At 70.8% G+C, this 18,459-nt stretch carries 18 protein-coding genes and 1 tRNA gene; 12 read left to right on the top strand and 7 right to left on the bottom strand.

The window, feature by feature from the left end; all coding sequences use genetic code 11:
- Positions 1–31: 31 nt before the first annotated feature.
- The 7 genes from R4Z62_RS17075 to R4Z62_RS17045 all read left to right on the top strand — a co-directional run bounded on the left by R4Z62_RS17075 (position 32) and on the right by R4Z62_RS17045 (position 8,287).
- Positions 32–682, top strand: coding sequence for an SCO family protein (locus tag R4Z62_RS17075; RefSeq protein WP_064534005.1), 651 nt, complete (start codon positions 32–34; stop codon positions 680–682).
- Positions 679–1,155: a copper chaperone PCu(A)C gene (locus R4Z62_RS17070; RefSeq protein ID WP_491520229.1), complete on the top strand. Its 477-nt coding sequence runs from the start codon at positions 679–681 to the stop codon at positions 1,153–1,155. The genes R4Z62_RS17075 and R4Z62_RS17070 overlap by 4 nt, the downstream gene beginning before the upstream one ends.
- Positions 1,156–1,168: 13 nt before the next feature.
- Entirely contained in the window at positions 1,169–3,247 is a 2,079-nt protein-coding gene (locus R4Z62_RS17065; RefSeq protein WP_491520228.1) for a copper resistance protein CopC, read from the top strand.
- Between the two features lie 6 nt (positions 3,248–3,253).
- Positions 3,254–4,594, top strand: coding sequence for an iron uptake transporter deferrochelatase/peroxidase subunit (efeB, locus tag R4Z62_RS17060; RefSeq protein ID WP_382848241.1), 1,341 nt, complete (start codon positions 3,254–3,256; stop codon positions 4,592–4,594).
- Between the two features lie 77 nt (positions 4,595–4,671).
- Positions 4,672–5,604: a prephenate dehydratase gene (pheA, locus tag R4Z62_RS17055; protein WP_064534008.1), complete on the top strand. Its 933-nt coding sequence runs from the start codon at positions 4,672–4,674 to the stop codon at positions 5,602–5,604.
- 572 nt (positions 5,605–6,176) lie between these two features.
- Positions 6,177–7,454 carry a serine--tRNA ligase gene (gene serS, locus R4Z62_RS17050; protein ID WP_064534009.1) on the top strand — a complete coding sequence of 426 codons (1,278 nt, stop codon included), beginning with the start codon at positions 6,177–6,179 and terminating at the stop codon, positions 7,452–7,454.
- On the top strand, positions 7,451–8,287 hold the full coding sequence (locus R4Z62_RS17045) for an HAD family hydrolase (protein WP_064534010.1): 837 nt from the start codon (positions 7,451–7,453) through the stop codon (positions 8,285–8,287). Before serS ends, R4Z62_RS17045 begins: the two co-directional genes overlap by 4 nt.
- 92 nt (positions 8,288–8,379) lie before the next feature.
- Here R4Z62_RS17045 and R4Z62_RS17040 read toward each other — a convergent pair.
- From R4Z62_RS17040 to R4Z62_RS17020, 5 genes are all read right to left on the bottom strand, one after another.
- Positions 8,380–8,464 (bottom strand) — tRNA-Ser (locus R4Z62_RS17040).
- Between the two features lie 384 nt (positions 8,465–8,848).
- Positions 8,849–9,568 carry an ABC transporter permease gene (locus R4Z62_RS17035; RefSeq protein ID WP_064534011.1) on the bottom strand — a complete coding sequence of 240 codons (720 nt, stop codon included), beginning with the start codon at positions 9,566–9,568 and terminating at the stop codon, positions 8,849–8,851.
- 11 nt (positions 9,569–9,579) lie between these two features.
- Complete coding sequence (locus R4Z62_RS17030) at positions 9,580–10,491, bottom strand: ABC transporter ATP-binding protein (RefSeq protein ID WP_355477836.1); 912 nt, start codon at positions 10,489–10,491, stop codon at positions 9,580–9,582.
- Positions 10,488–11,405, bottom strand: coding sequence for an ABC transporter permease (locus tag R4Z62_RS17025; RefSeq protein ID WP_491520227.1), 918 nt, complete (start codon positions 11,403–11,405; stop codon positions 10,488–10,490). Before R4Z62_RS17025 ends, R4Z62_RS17030 begins: the two co-directional genes overlap by 4 nt.
- Positions 11,395–12,366: an ABC transporter ATP-binding protein gene (locus R4Z62_RS17020; protein WP_382848257.1), complete on the bottom strand. Its 972-nt coding sequence runs from the start codon at positions 12,364–12,366 to the stop codon at positions 11,395–11,397. Before R4Z62_RS17020 ends, R4Z62_RS17025 begins: the two co-directional genes overlap by 11 nt.
- Before the next feature lie 277 nt (positions 12,367–12,643).
- Here R4Z62_RS17020 and R4Z62_RS17015 point away from each other — a divergent pair, with 277 nt between their 5' ends.
- From R4Z62_RS17015 to R4Z62_RS17000, 4 genes are all read left to right on the top strand, one after another.
- Positions 12,644–14,407, top strand: coding sequence for an SDR family oxidoreductase (locus R4Z62_RS17015; RefSeq protein ID WP_491520226.1), 1,764 nt, complete (start codon positions 12,644–12,646; stop codon positions 14,405–14,407).
- Between the two features lie 174 nt (positions 14,408–14,581).
- A complete protein-coding gene (locus tag R4Z62_RS17010; protein ID WP_064534013.1) occupies positions 14,582–15,130 on the top strand; it encodes an RNA 2'-phosphotransferase in 549 nt (182 codons plus the stop codon).
- 11 nt (positions 15,131–15,141) lie between these two features.
- Complete coding sequence (locus tag R4Z62_RS17005) at positions 15,142–15,603, top strand: hypothetical protein (protein WP_389596886.1); 462 nt, start codon at positions 15,142–15,144, stop codon at positions 15,601–15,603.
- A gap of 41 nt (positions 15,604–15,644) precedes the next feature.
- Positions 15,645–15,896, top strand: coding sequence for a hypothetical protein (locus tag R4Z62_RS17000; protein ID WP_491520225.1), 252 nt, complete (start codon positions 15,645–15,647; stop codon positions 15,894–15,896).
- Here R4Z62_RS17000 and R4Z62_RS16995 read toward each other — a convergent pair.
- Both R4Z62_RS16995 and R4Z62_RS16990 read right to left on the bottom strand, forming a co-directional pair.
- Positions 15,882–17,024 (bottom strand): hypothetical protein, encoded by a 1,143-nt coding sequence (locus tag R4Z62_RS16995; RefSeq protein WP_491520224.1) that lies wholly within the window; start codon positions 17,022–17,024, stop codon positions 15,882–15,884. The genes R4Z62_RS17000 and R4Z62_RS16995 overlap by 15 nt on opposite strands.
- Before the next feature lie 43 nt (positions 17,025–17,067).
- Positions 17,068–17,382, bottom strand: coding sequence for a hypothetical protein (locus tag R4Z62_RS16990; protein ID WP_064534017.1), 315 nt, complete (start codon positions 17,380–17,382; stop codon positions 17,068–17,070).
- A 110-nt stretch (positions 17,383–17,492) separates the two neighbouring features.
- Here R4Z62_RS16990 and R4Z62_RS16985 point away from each other — a divergent pair, with 110 nt between their 5' ends.
- Positions 17,493–18,386 carry an LLM class flavin-dependent oxidoreductase gene (locus tag R4Z62_RS16985; protein ID WP_491520223.1) on the top strand — a complete coding sequence of 298 codons (894 nt, stop codon included), beginning with the start codon at positions 17,493–17,495 and terminating at the stop codon, positions 18,384–18,386.
- Positions 18,387–18,459 lie beyond the last annotated feature (73 nt).

The raw sequence follows: 18,459 nt of genomic DNA, 5'->3' as shown, positions 1-18,459 counted from the left end.
GCCGGAGTTCTCACATCTGGGACATTTTTCTATGCGCAAGAAGACGTTCGCCGCGGCCGCACTGCTCGCCGCCGCGACGATGACCCTGTCCGCCTGCGGCAGCGGCGACGGCGACGAGAAGGCCGCCACCGTCGTCGCCGAGCAGCCCTCGCAGCAGCCCGCGACCGTGCTCGACCAGCCCTTCGAGAAGCCCGACCTGGTGCTGACCGACGTCCACGGCAAGAAGTACGACCTCCGCAAGGAGACCGCGGGCCGGCCCACCCTGATCTACTTCGGCTACACCCACTGCCCCGATGTCTGCCCGCTGACGATGAACAACCTGGCGGTCGCCAAGAAGGCCCTGCCCAAGGCGGACCAGGACAAGCTGCGGGTGGTGTTCGTCACCACCGACCCCGGCCGAGACACACCCGCCGAACTCGGCAAGTGGCTCAACGGCATCGACCCGCAGTTCGTCGGTCTGACCGGCGACTACGCCACCATCGAGGCCGGTGCGCGCAGCATCGGCATCACCGTCGAGCCGACCAAGAAGGACAAGAACGGCAAGCTCGTGTCGGTGCACGGCGCCCAGGTCGTCGCTTTCTCCCCGAAGAACGACACGGGTTATGTGGTCTACGACGAGGACGCCACCGTAGGCGACTACACCAAGGGCCTGCCCAAGCTGATCAAGGGAGAGAACCCGTGAGGCGCCGGGCGGCGGCCGGACTGACGGTGGTGGCCCTGGCCGGCACGGCCCTGCTGAGCGGCTGCGGCGGCTCGGCCTCCGGCGCCGAGTCCGCCGGGAAGGCCGAACTGTCCGTCAGCGGCGCCTACATGCCCCAGCCGGTGTCCGACTCGATGGCGGCCGGTTTCCTGACGATAGTCAACAAGGGCGACGCCGACGACGAGCTGACGTCGGTGACCAGTGACGCCGCGGGTTCCGTGACCGCGCACCGCACGGTCGGCCAGACGATGCAGGAGGCGGACCGGCTCACCGTGCCCGCCCACGGCCGGCTGGTGTTCAAGAGCGGTGCGAACCACCTGATGTTCGACATGCTCAAGCACCGGCCCCAGCAGGGCCAGACGGTCTCCGTCCAGCTGCACTTCGCCAAGTCCGGCGATCTGCGGGTCGAGATGCCGGTGAAGCCCGCCACGTACGTCCCCGAGACCGGACACTGAGGGAGGGACCACCTTGACGCCGACCATCACCCCCCGCGTACGGAACCTGGTGCTGCTGTTCCTGGCCGTCGCCTGCGCGGTCCTGGCCGGTGCCGCACCGGCCTCCGCGCACGCCGCGCTGACCGGCAGCGACCCCCGGCAGGGGGCGGTGGTCGCCCAGGCACCCGCCCAGGTCTCGCTGACCTTCTCCGAGGAGGTCGCGATGAACGGTGACTCGCTGCGGGTGCTCGATCCCAAGGGTGCCCGCGTCGACACCGGAAAACCGGCCCACGTCAGCGGCACCACGTACAGCGTGCGGCTGCGCGGCGGGCTGGCCAAGGGCACGTACACCGTCACCTACCAGGTGGTCTCCGCCGACAGCCACCCCGTGGGCGGCGCCTACACCTTCTCCATCGGGGCGCCCTCCAAGACCGCGGTCGTGGCCGGCGGCCAGGACGTGGGCGGCGGGTTCGTCGGCTGGCTGTACGGCATCGGGCGCTATGTGTCGTACGCCGGTTTCATCGTCCTGACCGGCGGCGCCGCCTTCGTCCTGGCCTGCTGGCAGCGCGGCGCCGGGGTGCGGGCCGTGCAGCGGCTCGTCGTCTCCGGCTGGGTCGCGCTCACCGCGGCCACCCTGGCGCTGCTGCTCCTGCGCGGCTCCTACACCACCTCCGGGAAGGCCGGGGACATCTTCGACCTGAACCTGCTCGGAGAGGTGCTCCAGACCAAGACGGGCGCCGCCCTCGTCTCCCGGCTGCTGCTGCTCGCCGCTGCGGCGCTCTTCGTCGCGGTGCTCTTCGGGGCGTACGAGAAGCGGCAGGACGAGGAGAAGCGGGACCTGACGTTCGGGCTGGCGATCGGGGGCGTCGTGGTCGCCGCCGGGCTTGCGGCGAGCTGGGCCCTGGCCGAGCACGCCTCGGTCGGCCTCCAGCCGGGCATCGCGATGCCGGTCGACGTCGTCCATCTGCTGGCCGTCGCCGCCTGGCTGGGCGGACTCGTCGCGCTGCTGGTCGCGCTCTACCGGGCGCCCGCCGACACCCCGGTCGAGGCCGCGGCCGTACGCCGCTTCTCCCGTCTCGCCTTCGGCTCCGTGGTGGCCCTGGTCGCCACCGGCATCTACCAGTCCTGGCGCCAGGTCGGCTCCTGGACGGCGCTGACCGGCACCCGCTACGGGCAGCTGCTCCTGATCAAGGCCGGTCTGGTGCTGCTGATGGTCGCGGTCGCCTGGTTCTCCCGGCGCTGGACGGGGCGGCTGGCGGACACGGTGGGCGGTGGTGCCGCCGACCGGACGGCCACCGGATCCGCGGCCGGTTCCTCGGCTGGCTCCTCGGTTGGTTCCGCAAGCGGCTCTGTCACGGGTCCGCGCAAGGCGCCGGCCGGCGCGAAGAAGCCGGTCGGCGCGCGGAAGGGTGCGGCGGACGGGGAGACGGGGGGAGACGGCGCGGACGGGGACGCGGCGGAAGAGACGGACAGCGGGGCAGCCGGTAAGGGCGGGGCAGCCGGTAAGGCGGCTGCGAAGGCGAGCGACTCCGGTCGGGCCGCCCAGCTCGCCCGGCAGCGGGCCGCCGTGGACGCGGCACGGCAGAAGCGGCTGCGAGACGGTGACCCGAACCGGTTCGGGTTGCGCCGCTCGGTGCTGATGGAGGCCGGTGTCGCCGTCGTCCTGCTCGCCGTCACCACCGTGCTGACCCAGACGGAGCCGGGCCGCACGGAGGAGGAGGCCAAGGCGGCCACCTCGTCCTCGTCCACCTCCGCCGCCTCGTCCTCGACCGGTGCGGCCGCCCTCGACCTGCCGTTCGACACCGGCGGCCAGAACGGCCGGGGCGTCGTCCGGATCGACCTCGACCCCGCACGCGTGGGCGCCAACGAGCTGCACGTCTACGCACAGCGGCCGGACGGCAAGCCGTTCGACGTCGCCGAGCTCAAGATCGCCTTCACCCTCCCCGACCAGAAGATCGGGCCGCTCCCCGTCGCCCCCGACCACATCACCACCGGACACTGGGCGGCGGACGGGGTGCAGATCCCCATGGCGGGCGACTGGGAGGTCGCCGTGACCGTGCGGACCTCCGACATCGACCAGGTGACCGTCACCAAGAACGTCAAGATCGGCTGAACCACCATGCCCGACCAGTCCACCCCGAAGAACGCCTCCCGGAACACCCGGGCTTCCCGGGCTTCCGTCCCCGCCGCCGGCTCCGGCTCCGCTTCGGCCGTGCCCGAGCCCAGGGCGGCCGACGCCGCCGCCGGGGCGGGCATCTCGCGGCGGCGGCTGCTCGGCACGGCCGGTGCCAGTGGGCTGGTCCTGGGTGCGGCAGGCGCGGCCATCGGATACACCGCCGCGCCCGCCGGTGCCACCCCGCTGACCGCGCTCGGCTCCGATCGGGCCGTGTTTCACGTGAAACACCAGCCCGGGATCACGGAGGGGCTCCAGTCCAGCGGCCATCTCGTCGCCTTCGACCTGACGGCCGGGTCGGGCCGCAAGGAGGCGGCGGCCCTGCTGCGCCGGTGGTCGGGGACCGCCGAACGGCTGATGGCGGGCGAGCCCGCCGCGCACGGTGACACCGGCGTCGCACGGGACGCGGGCCCCTCGTCCCTGACGATCACCTTCGGCTTCGGCCGGTCGTTCTTCGACCGGACCGGCCTGGCACAGCAGCGGCCCGCCGCCTTGGAGCCGCTGCCCGCCTTCTCCTCCGACCGGCTCGACAAGGCCCGCAGCGACGGCGATCTCTGGGTGCAGATCGGCGCCAACGATGCCCTGGTCGCCTTCCACGCTCTGCGTGCCCTCCAGAAGGACGCGGGCAGCGCCGCCCGGGTGCGCTGGCAGATGAACGGTTTCAACCGTTCCCCGGGCGCCACCGCGCACCCCATGACGGCCCGCAACCTGATGGGCCAGGTCGACGGCACCAACAACCCTAAGCCCAAGGACCCCGACTTCGACCAGCGCATCTTCGTCCCTGACGGGGGCCGGCCCGCCTGGATGGCGAACGGCTCCTACGTCGTCGTACGCCGGATCCGCATGCTCCTGGACGACTGGGAGAAGCTGTCCCTGCCCGAGCAGGAGAACGTCATCGGGCGCCGCAAGTCCGACGGCGCACCGCTCAGCGGGGGCACCGAGACGACCGCCATGGACCTGGAGAAGGCCGGCCAGGACGGCACCTACGTCGTCCCGGTCAACGCGCACGCCCGCATCACGCGCCCCGACCAGAACGGCGGCGCGGCCATGCTGCGGCGCCCGTTCTCGTACCACGACGGCATCGCACCGGACGGCACACCGGACGCGGGGCTGCTGTTCATCTGCTGGCAGGCCGATCCGCTGCGGGGCTTCGTACCGGTGCAGCGCAAGCTGGACCGCGGCGACGCGCTGTCGCCGTTCATCCGGCACGAGGCGAGCGGGCTGTTCGCCGTGCCGGGCGGGGCCGCACGGGGCGAGTACGTCGGGCAGCGGCTCCTGGAGGGATGACGCCTCGGAGGGCACAGCCCCGGAGGGCACACCTCTTCGAGGGTGAGGGGAACCGGGGCGGACCGTAGGGTGAGGGCATGTCAGCGAGCTACGCCTATCTCGGTCCGGAAGGCACCTTCACCGAAGTGGCGCTCCGCAGACTTCCGGAGGCGGCCACCCGGGAGCTGGTTCCGCATGTGTCCGTGCAGTCGGCACTGGACGCGGTCCGCGACGGAGCGGCCGAGGCCGCGTTCGTGCCCATCGAGAACTCCGTCGAGGGCGGCATCACCACGACGCTCGACGAACTGGTCGCGGGCCGCCCACTGATGATCTACCGCGAGGTGCTGCTCTCGATCGCCTTCGCGCTGCTGGTCAGGCCCGGTACCGGCCTCGACGCCATCCGGACGGTCACCGCCCATCCGGCCGCCCAGCCACAGGTGCGCAACTGGCTGAAGGCGCGTCTGCCCGACGCCCGCTGGGAGTCGGCCGCCTCCAACGCCGACGGCGCCCGGCTGGTCCAGGAAGGCCGCTACGACGCCGCCTTCGCCGGTGCGTTCGCCGCGGCCCGGTACGGGCTCGAAGCACTGGAGACGGGCATCCATGACGCGGAGAACGCGCAGACCCGGTTCGTTCTCGTCGGCCGTCCCGCGCGGCCGGCCGCGCCGAGCGGTGCGGACAAGACGTCCGTGGTCCTCTGGCAGCGGGCCGACCATCCCGGCGGACTGCGCGACCTGCTGGGCGAGTTCTCCGGCCGGGGGATCAACCTGATGCTGCTCCAGTCCCGTCCCACCGGCGCGGGCATCGGCAACTACTGCTTCTGCATCGACGCCGAGGGACATATCGCCGACCGCCGGATGGCCGAGGCGCTGACGGGCCTGAAGCGAGTCTGCCCGGAGGTGCGCTTCCTCGGCTCGTACCCGCGCGCGGACATCGGCGCCGCGGACGTGCGGCCCCCGTTCGCCGGAACGTCGGACGAGGAGTTCATGGCCGCCGCCGAGTGGGTGGCACGCTGCCAGGACGGCCGTTTCTAGTCACTTCCGACCGGGTACGACCAGTCCTACCTGCAGATCTTCGTTATCCACAGAAGTTATCCACAGGTCCGCTTCTCGACCTGGGGACAAGTCGACACCGGCAGGTGAGTCGGTCGACAAATCGCCCTTCAGGCCCCAGGGCGGGCCATCGGACGGCAGGTCACCCTTCGTCCACTCGTTTCCCATGGTTCATCTTTTGGGGCGACCCTTTTCCACCCGAAAGTGGGTGTCGAACCCGTTTGGGCCGGGAATTCTTGCGGTGCCCCGTACTTCCGGAGTGATCAATTCCGAAGTCCACAGATCTTTCGCACAGCCTGTGGATAACTTTTCCGCAGTCCTGGATTCCTGTGGACAACCCATCCTCCAAGTCCGGTTGCCCACAAGGGAATCCAGTCAACAGGACGGCCACCGGCCGCCCTCTTCCAGGGGCCCGCCGGGGCCCCTATTGACACGGTGCGCAATTCTGCCCTGACCGTGCGTACGGCCCCGCGGAGCGGCGGGCCCGAATCGCAGGGGAGCGGACCCGAATACTGGGTCGTGAGCCGGAACGCCGCACCGGTAGCCTTGAGCATGTGATTGACCTTCGTCTGCTCCGTGAGGACCCTGACCGTGCGCGCGCCTCGCAGCGCGCCCGTGGAGAGGACGTCGCGCTCGTCGACTCCCTCCTGTCTGCCGACGAGCGGCGCAGGTCGTCCGGCGTCCGCTTCGACGAGCTGCGCGCCGAGCAGAAGGCGCTGGGCAAGCTCATCCCCAAGGCCGCCGGTGACGAGAAGGCCGAGCTGCTGAAGAAGGCCGGCCAGCTCGCCGCCGACGTCAAGACGGCCGACGCCGAGCGCGACGCGGCCGACGCCGAGACCCAGGAGCTGCTGCTCCGGCTCGGCAACCTCGTCCACCCCGAGGTCCCGGTCGGCGGCGAGGAGGACTTCGTCACGCTGGAGACGCACGGCACCCACCGCGACTTCGCCGCCGAGGGCTTCGAGCCCCGGGACCACCTGGAGCTGGGCCAGCTCCTCGGCGCGATCGACGTGGAGCGCGGCGCGAAGGTCTCCGGCTCCCGCTTCTACTTCCTCACCGGTGTCGGCGCCCTGCTGGAGCTGGCCCTGGTGAACGCGGCGATCGCCCAGGCCACCGCCGCCGGCTTCACGCCCATGCTCACCCCGGCGCTGGTGCGCCCGCAGTCCATGGCCGGCACCGGTTTCCTCGGGCAGGCCGCCCAGGACGTCTACCACCTCGACAAGGACGACCTGTACCTGGTCGGCACGTCCGAGGTGCCGCTGGCGGCCTACCACATGGACGAGATCATCGACGCCGACCGGCTGCCGCTGCGCTACGCGGGCTTCTCGCCCTGCTTCCGCCGCGAGGCCGGCTCGCACGGCAAGGACACCCGGGGCATCTTCCGTGTGCACCAGTTCGACAAGGTCGAGATGTTCTCCTACGTCGCCCCCGAGGACTCGCGGGCGGAGCACCAGCGGCTGCTGGAGTGGGAGAAGCAGTGGCTGACCTCGCTGGAGCTGCCGTTCCGCGTGATCGACGTCGCCTCGGGCGACCTCGGTTCGTCGGCCGCGCGCAAGTTCGACTGCGAGGCGTGGATCCCGACCCAGGGCAAGTACCGCGAGCTGACCTCGACCTCGGACTGCACCGAGTTCCAGTCGCGGCGGCTGTCCATCCGCGTCCGCGACGGCAAGCAGGTCAAGCCGCTGGCCACGCTGAACGGCACGCTGTGCGCCGTACCGCGCACCATCGTCGCCCTGCTGGAGAACCACCAGCAGGCCGACGGCTCCGTGCGCGTGCCCGAGGTGCTGCGTCCCTACCTCGGCGGCCGGGAGGTCCTGGAGCCGCTGGCCAAGTGACCGCCACCGCCACCACGGCCGTCGGCGAGAACTCCGGCGGCCTCCCCTACCGGCTGGTCGCGACCGACCTCGACGGCACCCTGCTGCGGTCCGACGAGTCGGTCTCGCCCCGCACCCGTGAGGCGCTCGCCGCGGTCACCGCGGCGGGTGCCGCGCACATCGTCGTCACCGGCCGCGCCACCCCCTGGACCCGGCACATCCTGGACGACCTCGGCTACCGCGGCCTCGCGGTCTGCGGCCAGGGCGCCCAGGTGTACCACGCCGGCGAGCACCGGCTGCTGACCTCGGTGACCCTGGACCGGCAGCTGGCCGGGGTGGCGCTGGCCAAGATCGAGGCCGAGGTCGGCCCGCTCTACCTGGCGGCCAGCCGGGACGGGCTGGACGGCGAGGTGCTGGTGGGCCCCGGATACGCCGTGACCGGCGCCCTGCCCGCCACCCCGCTGACGGACGCCTCCGATCTGTGGAGCGCCCCGCTCAACAAGATCTACATCCAGCACCCGACGCTCTCCGACGACGCGCTCGCCGAGGCCGCGCACCGGGCGGCGGGCGGCTTCGTCTCGGTCACCATGGCCGGCGAGGGCATAGTGGAGCTTCTTCCGCTCGGCCTGTCGAAGGCGACGGGGCTGTCACTGGCCGCCCGGCGGATGGGTCTGAAGCCGGCCGACACGATCGCCTTCGGCGACATGCCCAACGACATCCCCATGTTCGCCTGGGCCGCCCACGGGGTGGCCATGGCCAACGCCCACGAGGAGCTGAAGGCGGTCGCGGACGAGGTGACGGCCTCCCACGAGGAGGACGGCATCGCGGTGGTGCTGGAACGGTGGCTGGGCTGAGCCCGGAGCATCACGCCACCCAGCCCGACCACGCCCTGTGATTTGCGCCCGTGCGTCGTGCGCTTTCTGGTCTCTGGGGCCTCTGGTCTCTGCGGAGGATGCACGGATCGAACGTGCGCGGGGGTGACCCCGACCACGGCTTAGCAAGCCGGTGCCTTACCACTCGGCCAATCCTCCGGGTGGGCGGCTCACGCGACAGCGGGTCGCGTGCTCGAAGCAGCCGCCCCGGGCAGTGCCCCGTGCGGGGCGGGCTCCACGGAGCGGCTCAGCGCTCCGGACTCCGCCGCGGGCTGCCCTGTCGGGAGCCGGGCGTACTGCCGTGCATGGGCATCGCCTCGCTCCTCTCCCGGAACATGGGCGCCGGTCCGATCCGGCGCTGCGGACATCACCACTGTGCCCACCCGGCAGCCACGGCGCCACTGAATTAGCCCCGGCCGCCCGGCCGTTCGGCACCGCCCTCGTCGGCAACGGCCCTGCCGGGCGAGCTGGCGGCCGGGCGAACTGCCGACCGGGTGAGCGAGGGGCCGTGCCCGCTCGCCCACCCCGGGACATGTCCGGTTCTCACTCCTCGCCGGCGAGGGTCAGGGCCCGCAGCTTCTGCCCCGCGTACCAGGTGGCCAGCACGGTCACCAGCACCAGCAGGACCGTCGCCGTCGTCAGCCCGACCTCGGAGGTCACCAGGTCCCCGCCCGCGACCTTGTGCGCCACGGCCAGGGCCCACTGCTGGATGCTCAGGGTGCGCGCCCCGGGCACCAGGGAGCCGAACAGCGCCTCCCAGACCAGCGCGTAGACCAGTCCGAAGACCACCGCGTGCCGGGAGACCGTGCCCAGCAGGAGGAAGAGGGCGGCGTAGGCGATGGAGGCGACCAGCGCCGCCACCGTGTAGGCCACCGCGACCTGCTGGCCGTTGCCGTTGAGGATCAGTCCGGCGATCAGCGTCGGCACCGCGGAGAACACCATCGTCACGGCGATGGCCACGATCAGCTTGGTGAAGATGATGACCGGCCGCTTCAGCGGCTTGGACAGCAGGTACACCACCGAGCCGTCGTCGATCTCCGGTCCGATGGCGCCGGTGCCGGCGATGACGCCGATGATCGGCACCATCGTGGCGAGGGCGAAACCGCCGAGGACGTTCACCGCGGTCTGGTCGTCGGCGCCGGTGAGGGCGCGGACGGCCACGGCGATGACGATCAGCAGCAGGGGCAGCGCGCCGAGGATGAGGGCCCGGCGGCGGCCGAGCAGAGCCCGATAGGTGAGCCGGGCGACTGTGGGGTCGTACATCGTGGGGCCTCCTACGCCGCGACAAGATACGAGAAGACGGACTCGAGGGACTCGTCGGACGGCGAGACCGTGTGCAGCCGGATGCCGTGGTCGCGGGCCACCCGCGGCAGCAGCGTGGTGAACCGGCCGAAGTCGACGGCCTGGATGCGCAGCGCGCCCTCGGCGAGGTCCACCTCGATGCCGGAGGTCGACGGGTCGGCGATCAGCGCCGCCGCGAGGGCCCGGTCGTCACTGGAGCGCACCAGGTAGCGGTGCGGACGGTCGGTCATCAGACGGCGGATCTTGCGGAAGTCACCGCTGGCCGCGTGCCGGCCGGCGACGATGACCTCGATGTGCCAGGCGAGCTGCTCGACCTCCTCCAGGATGTGGGAGGAGAAGAGCACCGTGCGGCCCTCGTCGCCCATGCGCCGCAGCAGATCCATCAGCTGCATGCGCTGGCGCGGGTCCATGCCGTTGAACGGCTCGTCCAGCAGGAGCAGCGAGGGGTCGTGCACGAGGGCGCTGGCCATCTTCACGCGCTGGCGCATGCCCTTGGAGTACGTGGAGATCTTCCGGTCCTGCGCGTACTCCATCTCGACCGTGGCCAGTGCCTTCTGCGCGGCCTTGGCGCCCAGGCCGTGCAGTTCCGCGTTGGCGACGACGAATTCGCGGCCGGTGAGGAAGTCGTACATCGCCTCCCGCTCGGGGACCACGCCGATGTGCCGGTAGATCTGTTCGTTGCGCCAGACCGGCTGGCCGTCGAGGGTGACGGTGCCGGTGGAAGGGGCGAGGAAACCGCCCATCATGTTGATCAGCGTGGACTTCCCGGCGCCGTTCGGGCCGAGCAGGCCGGTGACGCCGGGGCCGATGTTCATGGTGATGTCGTTGACGGCGACCACGTTGCCGAACCAGCGGGAGACGTGGTCGATGCTCAGCGTGGTCACAGTCCCACCTTCTTGTAGCGGCGCAGCAGGAGACCGTAGGCGGCGGCGATGAGGCCGAGGACGACCAGGACGTAGACGACGCCCTGTCCGCTGTTGGGGCCCGCGGCTCCGGGGGCCGAGGAGGTCGCGCCCAGGAAGGCGGTCTGCACGCCGTCGATGAGGGTGACCGGTGAGAACAGGCCGATCCACGGGATGGCGGAGGTGCTGTTCTGGGCGTCCGCGATGGCTTCGAGCGTGGAGACCGCACCGTAGGAGATGACGAGCACGGCGATCACGGCGGCGATGCCGAAACCGCGGCGCGGGGTGATCGCCGCGATCACCAGGCCGATGCCGGCGAAGAGCAGGGAGAGCAGGGCCACGGAGACGAGTCCTTCGGCGAATCCCTTGGTCTGGTCGGCGAAGTCGAGCTTGGCCAGCAGGGCGCCCACGTAGAGGACCAGCAGGGGGGCGGCGGTCAGGATGAACAGCGCCGAGGCCAGCGCCGCGTACTTGGCGCGGACGTAGTCGGCGGTCTCGATGGGCCGCGAGAAGTACAGCGGCACGGTCTTGAAGCGCAGGTCGCGCGAGACGGACTGGGGCGCCTGCGCGGCGACGTACAGGCTGATGACGCCCTGCATGATGATGGCGTAGCGCGTGTAGTCGACGGGCAGGTCCTTGGCCTTGGTGGCGACCGCGACGGCGACCATGATGGCCGCGGGCACGCACATCACCACGAACAGCAGCATCGGCAGCACCTTGGACTTCACCGAGCGGCCGAGGCCGTAGGCGCCGCGCAGGGACTGCGAGTACAGGGAGCGTCGGGCGTAGGCGCGGCCCAGGCGCGGACCGTCGTAGTTGCGGTAGCCGATGTTGTGGATCCGGGTCTGGTCGCCCGAGGGCGGCACCGGGTTGCGCAGGGGCTGCTCAATTGCCATGGCCGACCGCCTCCTTCCGCTGTCCGTCGCGCTGTTCGTCGTCCCGGAAGACCTCCGAGATGTGGTGCCGGCGCTGCTCCATGCGCACCAGGCCGAGTCCGAGGTCCGCGATCACGTCCCGGACCAGGTCGTACGTCTCCTCGCTCTGGGCGGTGAGGAGCAGCACATGGCCCGCGCCGGGCAGTCCGGTGCCGTCCTCGGTCTGCACGCCGCGGGCGGTGAGGGCCTCGCGCACCGCGCGGGTGCCGTCCGGGTGTTCGTCGTTGTCGGTGACCTCGACGGCGAGGGTGGTCGTGGTCTGGGTGAAGTCGGTGGTGGAGCTGGAGCGCAGGAGCTTGCCGCCGTCGACCACGACGACGTGGTCGCAGGTGCGCTCCAGTTCGCCCAGGAGGTGCGAGGTGACCAGGACCGAGATGCCGAAGTCGGTGTGGATGCGGCGGATGAGGCCGAGCATGTCGTCGCGGCCGACCGGGTCGAGGCCGTTGGTCGGTTCGTCGAGGAAGACCAGCTGCGGGTCGTGCACCAGGGCCTGGGCGAGCTTGACGCGCTGCTTCATGCCGGTGGAGTAGCCGCCGATGGGCCGGTACCGCTCCTCGTAGAGCCCGACGTGGCGCAGGGTGTCCGCGGTGCGCTCGCGGGCGGCGGTGGGCGGCAGGCCGGACATGCGCGCCATGTGGACGACGAACTCGGTGGCCGAGACGTCCGGCGGCAGGCAGTCGTGCTCCGGCATGTAGCCGACCCGCTCGCGGATCTCGGCGCCCTTGGTGGCGACGTCGAGACCGAGCACCTCGGCGCGGCCCTCCGTGGCGGGGGACAGACCCAGCAGGATCTTGATCAGTGTGGACTTGCCGGCCCCGTTGGCGCCGACGAGTCCGGTCACACCGGGTCCGACGTCCACGGAGAGCCGGTCAAGAGCGGTCACCCGGGGGAACCGCTTGCTCAGGCTTTCGGTCGCGATCACAGTCACGTCTTCGACGATAGTGACGCCCGCCACGCGAGTCGTCAGACCCCAGAGCCGTCTTCGCGTCCCTCTGGAGTATTACGGGGCCCTAGGGGGTGCGGCTCTGAAGTCCTACAGGTTCCGGACAACCCGGCCTTGTGCGACAGGGCCGAGCCTCGCGGACACCCTATTGACGTTCAGTCTAACAACTGCCACAGTCGCCCACGTCGCATGACAGGCGCGCGTCCCCGGCCGAGGGGCGAGCGGGGGGAGCGTGCCGCCGGGCGGAGGAGAGGTGATGCGCGTGTCGCCGCTGGAGGGCGCGCGGGAACGCCGGGTACGGTCCGGCGAGGTCGAGCTGTGCGTGGCCGAACTCGGGGATCCCGGGCGGCCGACGGTCGTCCTGGTGCACGGCTACCCGGACAGCAAGGAGGTCTGGTCCGAGGTGGCCGGGCGGCTGCGCGACCGCTTCCACGTCGTGCTGTACGACGTCCGGGGTCACGGCCGCTCCACCGCCCCGCGGCCGCTGCGCGGCGGATTCACCCTGGACAAGCTCACCGACGACTTCCTGGCGGTCGCGGACGCCGTCAGCCCGGACGAGCCGGTGCACCTGGTCGGCCACGACTGGGGCTCGGTCCAGTCCTGGGAGTTCGTCACCGTCGCGCGCACCGAGGGCCGCATCGCGTCCTTCACCTCCATGTCCGGACCGTCGCTCGACCACTTCGGCCACTGGATCAACTCGCGTCTCACCCGCCCCACCCCGCGCCGGGTCGGCCAGCTCCTCGGCCAGGGCGCCAAGTCCTGGTACGTCGGCGTGCTGCACACCCCCGTACTGCCCGAACTGGCCTGGCGCGGCCCGCTCGGCAAGAGGTGGCCGAAGCTGCTCCAGCGCCTCGAACAGGTGCCCGCGGGCGACTATCCGACCGCGTCACTGCCCCAGGACGCGGCGCACGGCGCCTGGCTGTACCGGGACAACGTCCGGACGCGGCTGCGCCGGCCGCGGCCCGACGCGCGCGCCCACGCGCCGGTGCAGCTCATCGTCCCGGCGGGCGACGTGTTCCTGTCGGAACGGCTGTACGACGGCCTGGAGCAGTGGGCCCCGCACCTGGTGCGCCGCACCCTTCCCGCCCGGCACTGGGTCCCGCGCACCCGGCCCGACCGGCTGGCCGACTGGATCACGGAGTTCGTGGACACCGTCGAGGACGGCCGGCCCGCTCCGGCGGCCACCGGCCGCCACGCCGACCGCTTCGCCGGACAGCTCGTGCTGATCACGGGCGCGGGCAGCGGCATCGGACGGGCCACGGCACTCGCCTTCGCCGCCGCCGGGGCGCGGATCGTGGCCGTGGACCGGGACGGCGAGGCCGCGGCCCGCACGGCCGGGCTGGCCCTGCCGCTGGGCGCGCGGGCCGCCTGGGCGGAGACGGCGGACGTCTCCGACGAGAGCGCCATGGAGAAGCTCGCCGAGAAGGTCGCCGCCGAGTACGGCGTGGTGGACGTCCTGGTGAACAACGCGGGCATCGGCCTGTCCGGCTCGTTCTTCGACCACACCGCGGAGGACTGGAGAAGGGTCCTCGACGTCAATCTGTGGGGTGTGATCCACGGCTGCCGGCTCTTCGGGAAGCAGATGGCCGAGCGCGGCCAGGGCGGCCACATCGTCAACATCTCGTCGGCGGCCGGCTACCAGCCGTCGCGGGCGCTGCCCGCCTACAGCACGTCCAAGGCCGCGGTGCTGATGCTCAGCGAGTGCCTGCGCGCGGAACTGGCCGGGCAGGGGATCGGGGTCACGGCGATCTGCCCCGGCTTCGTCAACACCGACATCACGTCCACGACACACTTCGCCGGCGTCGACGCGGAGGAGGAGAAGCGCCGCCAGAAGCGCACGTCCCGGCTGTACGGACTGCGGAACTACCCGCCGGAGAAGGTCGCCGACGCGCTCCTGCGCGCGGTCGTGCGGGACGCGGCGGTGGTGCCGGTGACCCCGGAGGCGCGCCTCTTTCACGCCCTGTCCCGCTTCAGTCCCCGCACCCTGCGCAGGCTGGCACGGGTGCGGCCACGTCTGTGAGACCTGCCCGGCGCGTTGCCGGGCAGGTCCGGGACGGGTGAAATCCCTTCCTCTGGACGTCAGTTGTCCACAGAAACCTCAATCTGCCTGTGGATAACTCCACTTGGCTGTGGATCAAACCTGCTCGGCGAAAAAGTTCAGCGGGAGGCTCGTCTCTCGCGGCAGGCTGGTGGCATGGACGAACAACGCACCGTGAAGGTGTCGAAGTACCTCTCCCGGCATCTGCGCCACCAGCCCGAGAGGATCGGGCTCACGCTCGACGAGGCCGGCTGGGTCGGCATCGAGGCCCTGATCGCGGCGGCGGCCGGCCATCGCTTCCGGTTCACCCGTGAGGAGCTGGACCATGTGGTCGCCACCAACGACAAGCGGCGCTTCGAGATCCGGGGCGACCGCATCCGGGCCAGCCAGGGGCACAGCGTCGACGTGGACCTCGGGCTGCCGCCGGCGACCCCGCCGCAGTACCTCTTCCATGGGACGGTGGCCCGCGCCCTCGACGCCATCCGCGCCGAGGGGCTGCGGCCCATGAACCGGCACGACGTGCATCTCTCGCCCGACCGGGAGACCGCGACCCGCGTGGGTGCCCGCCGCGGACGGCCGGTCGTGCTCTCCGTGGACGCCGCCGCGATGCACCGCGACGGCCATGTCTTCCGGGTCAGTGCCAACGGCGTGTGGCTGACGCAGGCCGTACCGCCGCGGTACCTGCGGTTCGGCTCGGGTCACTGACCCGGTCCGGCATGATCGTGGGTATGGACCGTCATCTCGCCACGACCGAAGCCGCCGTCACCGCCTGTCGTGACCTCGCCGCCGCCTACGCACGCGAGATCGAGGTGACCCACGACATCGGCGCCGACCAGACCTCCCGGCGCAGCTCCGCGGGGGTCGGCGTCGCCACCGATCCGGACGGTTCGCTGCCGCACGAGGCGTTCGTCGAGTTCGGCGGGCTGCCCCGGCTGACCGTGCAGCTCTATCCGGAGGACGACGCCCTGATCACCGTCGAGGGCGTCCGGTTCCACGACGTGCCCCGCGACGACGTCCCCGCGTTCCTGCGCTCCGTCCTGGAGGGCACCGCGTTCGTCAAAGCGCGGCGTTTCCCGCCCGGCTACCGCCTGGTCGTCCCCCTGCCCGGCGACCGCACGTACAAGGAGCTGGTCCCGATGATCGGTCTCACCTCATGGCTGAGCCGCCACGTGCGGTGACTCGTTTCACGTGAAACACCCGGGGCCCTAGGCTCGGTGTCATGAGTCTGCGCCTGAGCACCGTCATCCTCCCGTACCGCCGCTGGCACGAGGGCGGCCGCGCGGCGTGGACCCGCGCCGAGCAGCTCGGATTCCACACCGGCTACACCTACGACCATCTGTCCTGGCGCACCTTCCGGGACGGCCCGTGGTTCGGTGCAGTGCCGACTCTGACCGCCGCGGCGACCGCGACCGAGCGCATGCGCCTGGGGACCCTGGTGACCTCGGTCAAGCCTTGCTCACACATCTCGTAGTGGCCGGCTGCGAAGCAGTTCGCCGAGCCGGTCGCCGATGACGGAGACTCCGGGGCGCTGCTCGGTCTCGACGTACCAGGGCTTGCGTCGGCGCAGGAGCGCGTTGCCATGCCTGTTCCAGGTGAAGTCGGGCTGCCGCAGGAGTCTGCGGAACACCGTGTCGACGGTTTTCGGGTGTGCGGCGGCCAGTCGGCGGATCGGCAGCGGCGTGATCGAGTCCTCGCGCAGGTACGTGCGGAGCAGGTCCTGATGGTGTTTGCGGCCCGGAAGGTCGGGGTTCGCGAAGAGGTCCCGCAACGATCCGTAGTCCGCGTAGAAGTTGAGTCCATCGACCTGGTCGTAAATGACGCCGACAGTTCCCGCATGCGCCAGTTCGGGTGACAGCGTGAAGAGAGACGAGTTCGAGGCGGTGTGCTGCCGATGGCGGTAGTAGGCATTGAGCCGGTCCTCGGTTTCCTCGGGCGTGAGGATCAGCTCATCGCTGCCGAAGAACTCGACGAAGGCGGCTCGGTCCTCACGCATCGAGTGCCATCCCTGCTCGATTTTCTCCGGGTTGCGGAAGACGAGGTCGGGTCGGCTGATGGCCAGGTCAAGGGTCGCAGCGGCGATCTCCGGCGCGGCGGTGCGAGGGTAGGAGGACATCACACCGGAGAAGAGCCACGCGTCGGGCACTGGTGCCAGTGCTACCAGTCGGGCGCTGAGGAAGCCTCCCTTCTTGACCGTGTGGAGGGCCGTGTGCCCGGCGTTGGTGTAGGCGCGGTACTCGAGGTCGTCCAGCAGATTGAGCAGGAGCAGGGAATCGCCGTGCTTGCTCCTCACCTCGAAGAGCCCTTCCACGGGGTCACGCCAGGCCAGGACCATCTGCCGGTCGGCATCGGTCAGGGTCGTCCGCCGGGCGACGAAGCGGTCGGCGACCGTCTTGCCGTCCGGAAGGCGGTACTGCAGCAGGAAGTGGTCGATGACGTTGGTCGCGCTCGCCTCGTCCCATACGCCTTCGGGACCGGAGGCTTCCAACAGGAGTGGGTCGAGGAACCGTTCGAAGGCGCGGCTCTCTCCGAACGCCACGAGCTCTTCCTTCAGTTCGGCACTACGGCGCAGGGCCTGTGCGAGGCCTGTAGCGGTGTTCATGGCGTGCTCCGGCGGGCTTCGGGTCTCGTCCGCTTTCTCTGCATCAGGAACCGGACCAGCGCCGGTACGCATCGATCCAATGCGTTCCCTCCGGGGGTGGCTGCGGCAGGGGCAGTTCCGCAAGGCCGATGGCCTGCTGGAGTCCATTCCGCACGCAGTGGGCGACCAAGCGGGAGTCGTTCGTGAGGCCGATTTTCACCACGTTCACGTCGACCCCCAGAACGGTCGTGGTGAACGGGACGGCCAAGTGCTCATCGATGACTGACAGGAAGGCGCTGATCGCCTCGACCTCGTCGTACGTGTCGACGATCGCTTCTTCGATCAGCACGTCCAGTTCGCGGCCACTCCTCTTCTTCACGTTGCCAGGTTAGCGAGCCTGTGCGCGCTCGATCGCCCGCCTCTACGAGACCGCCGGGACGATCGTGCTTCGCAGCCGGCGCGCTTTCCGGCGCTCGTAGAATCGTCCCCATGCGTCTGAGCACTGTCATTCTGCCGATCTACCGCTGGGCCGAAGGCCGGAGGGTGTGGGAGGGCGCCGAGGAACTCGGCTTCCACGCGGCCTACACCTACGACCACCTGTCCTGGCGGTCGTTCCGGGACGGGCCGTGGTTCGGGGCGATCCCGACGCTGACGGCAGCGGCGGCGGTGACGCGGAGTATGCGATTGGGCACCCTCGTGACCTCGCCGAACTTCCGGCACCCGGTCACTCTTGCCAAGGAACTGATCTCGCTCGACGACATCTCCGGCGGCCGGGTCACGCTGGGCATCGGGGCGGGCGGCACCGGCTTCGACGCCACCGCGCTCGGACAGGAGCCCTGGACACCGCGAGAGCGAGCCGACCGGCTGACCGAGTTCGTGCCGCTGCTGGACCGGCTGCTGACGGAGGACACGGTGTCGTACGAGGGTGACTTCTACTCGGCGCACGAGGCGCGCAACATCCCCGGCTGTGCGCAGCGGCCCCGGCTGCCGTTCGCCGTGGCCGCCACGGGTCCGCGCGGGCTGCGGCTCGCGGCGCGGTACGGGCAGGCGTGGGTGACCACCGGTGATCCCACGCTGTACGAGGAGGGCACGCCGGAGCAGTCCGTCCAGGCACTGCGTGGCCAGGTGGAGAAGCTCGGTGCCGCGTGCGAGGCGGTCGGACGGGACGTGAGCGGTCTGGACAAGATCCTGCTCACCGGATTCACCCCGGACCGGGGGCGTCCTCTGGAGTCCCTGGACGCCTTCGTCGACTTCGCGCGGCGGCATCAGGAGCTGGGGTTCACCGAGATCGTCCTCCACTGGCCGATCCCGGACTCCGATTTCGCCGCGGACGAGAAGGTCTTCGAGCAGATCGCCACGGACGCCCCCGCTCAGCTGGCGTGACCGGAGCCCGTTCAGCCCGGCGTGACCGAAGCGACGTCTCACCTGTGCGCAGACCCGCACGATCGTGCGGGGC

The organism is Streptomyces sp. PL-25 (assembly GCF_058344915.1).
The sequence above is the reverse complement of the archived record's forward strand: the minus strand, read 5'-3'. Positions and strand labels throughout refer to the sequence as shown.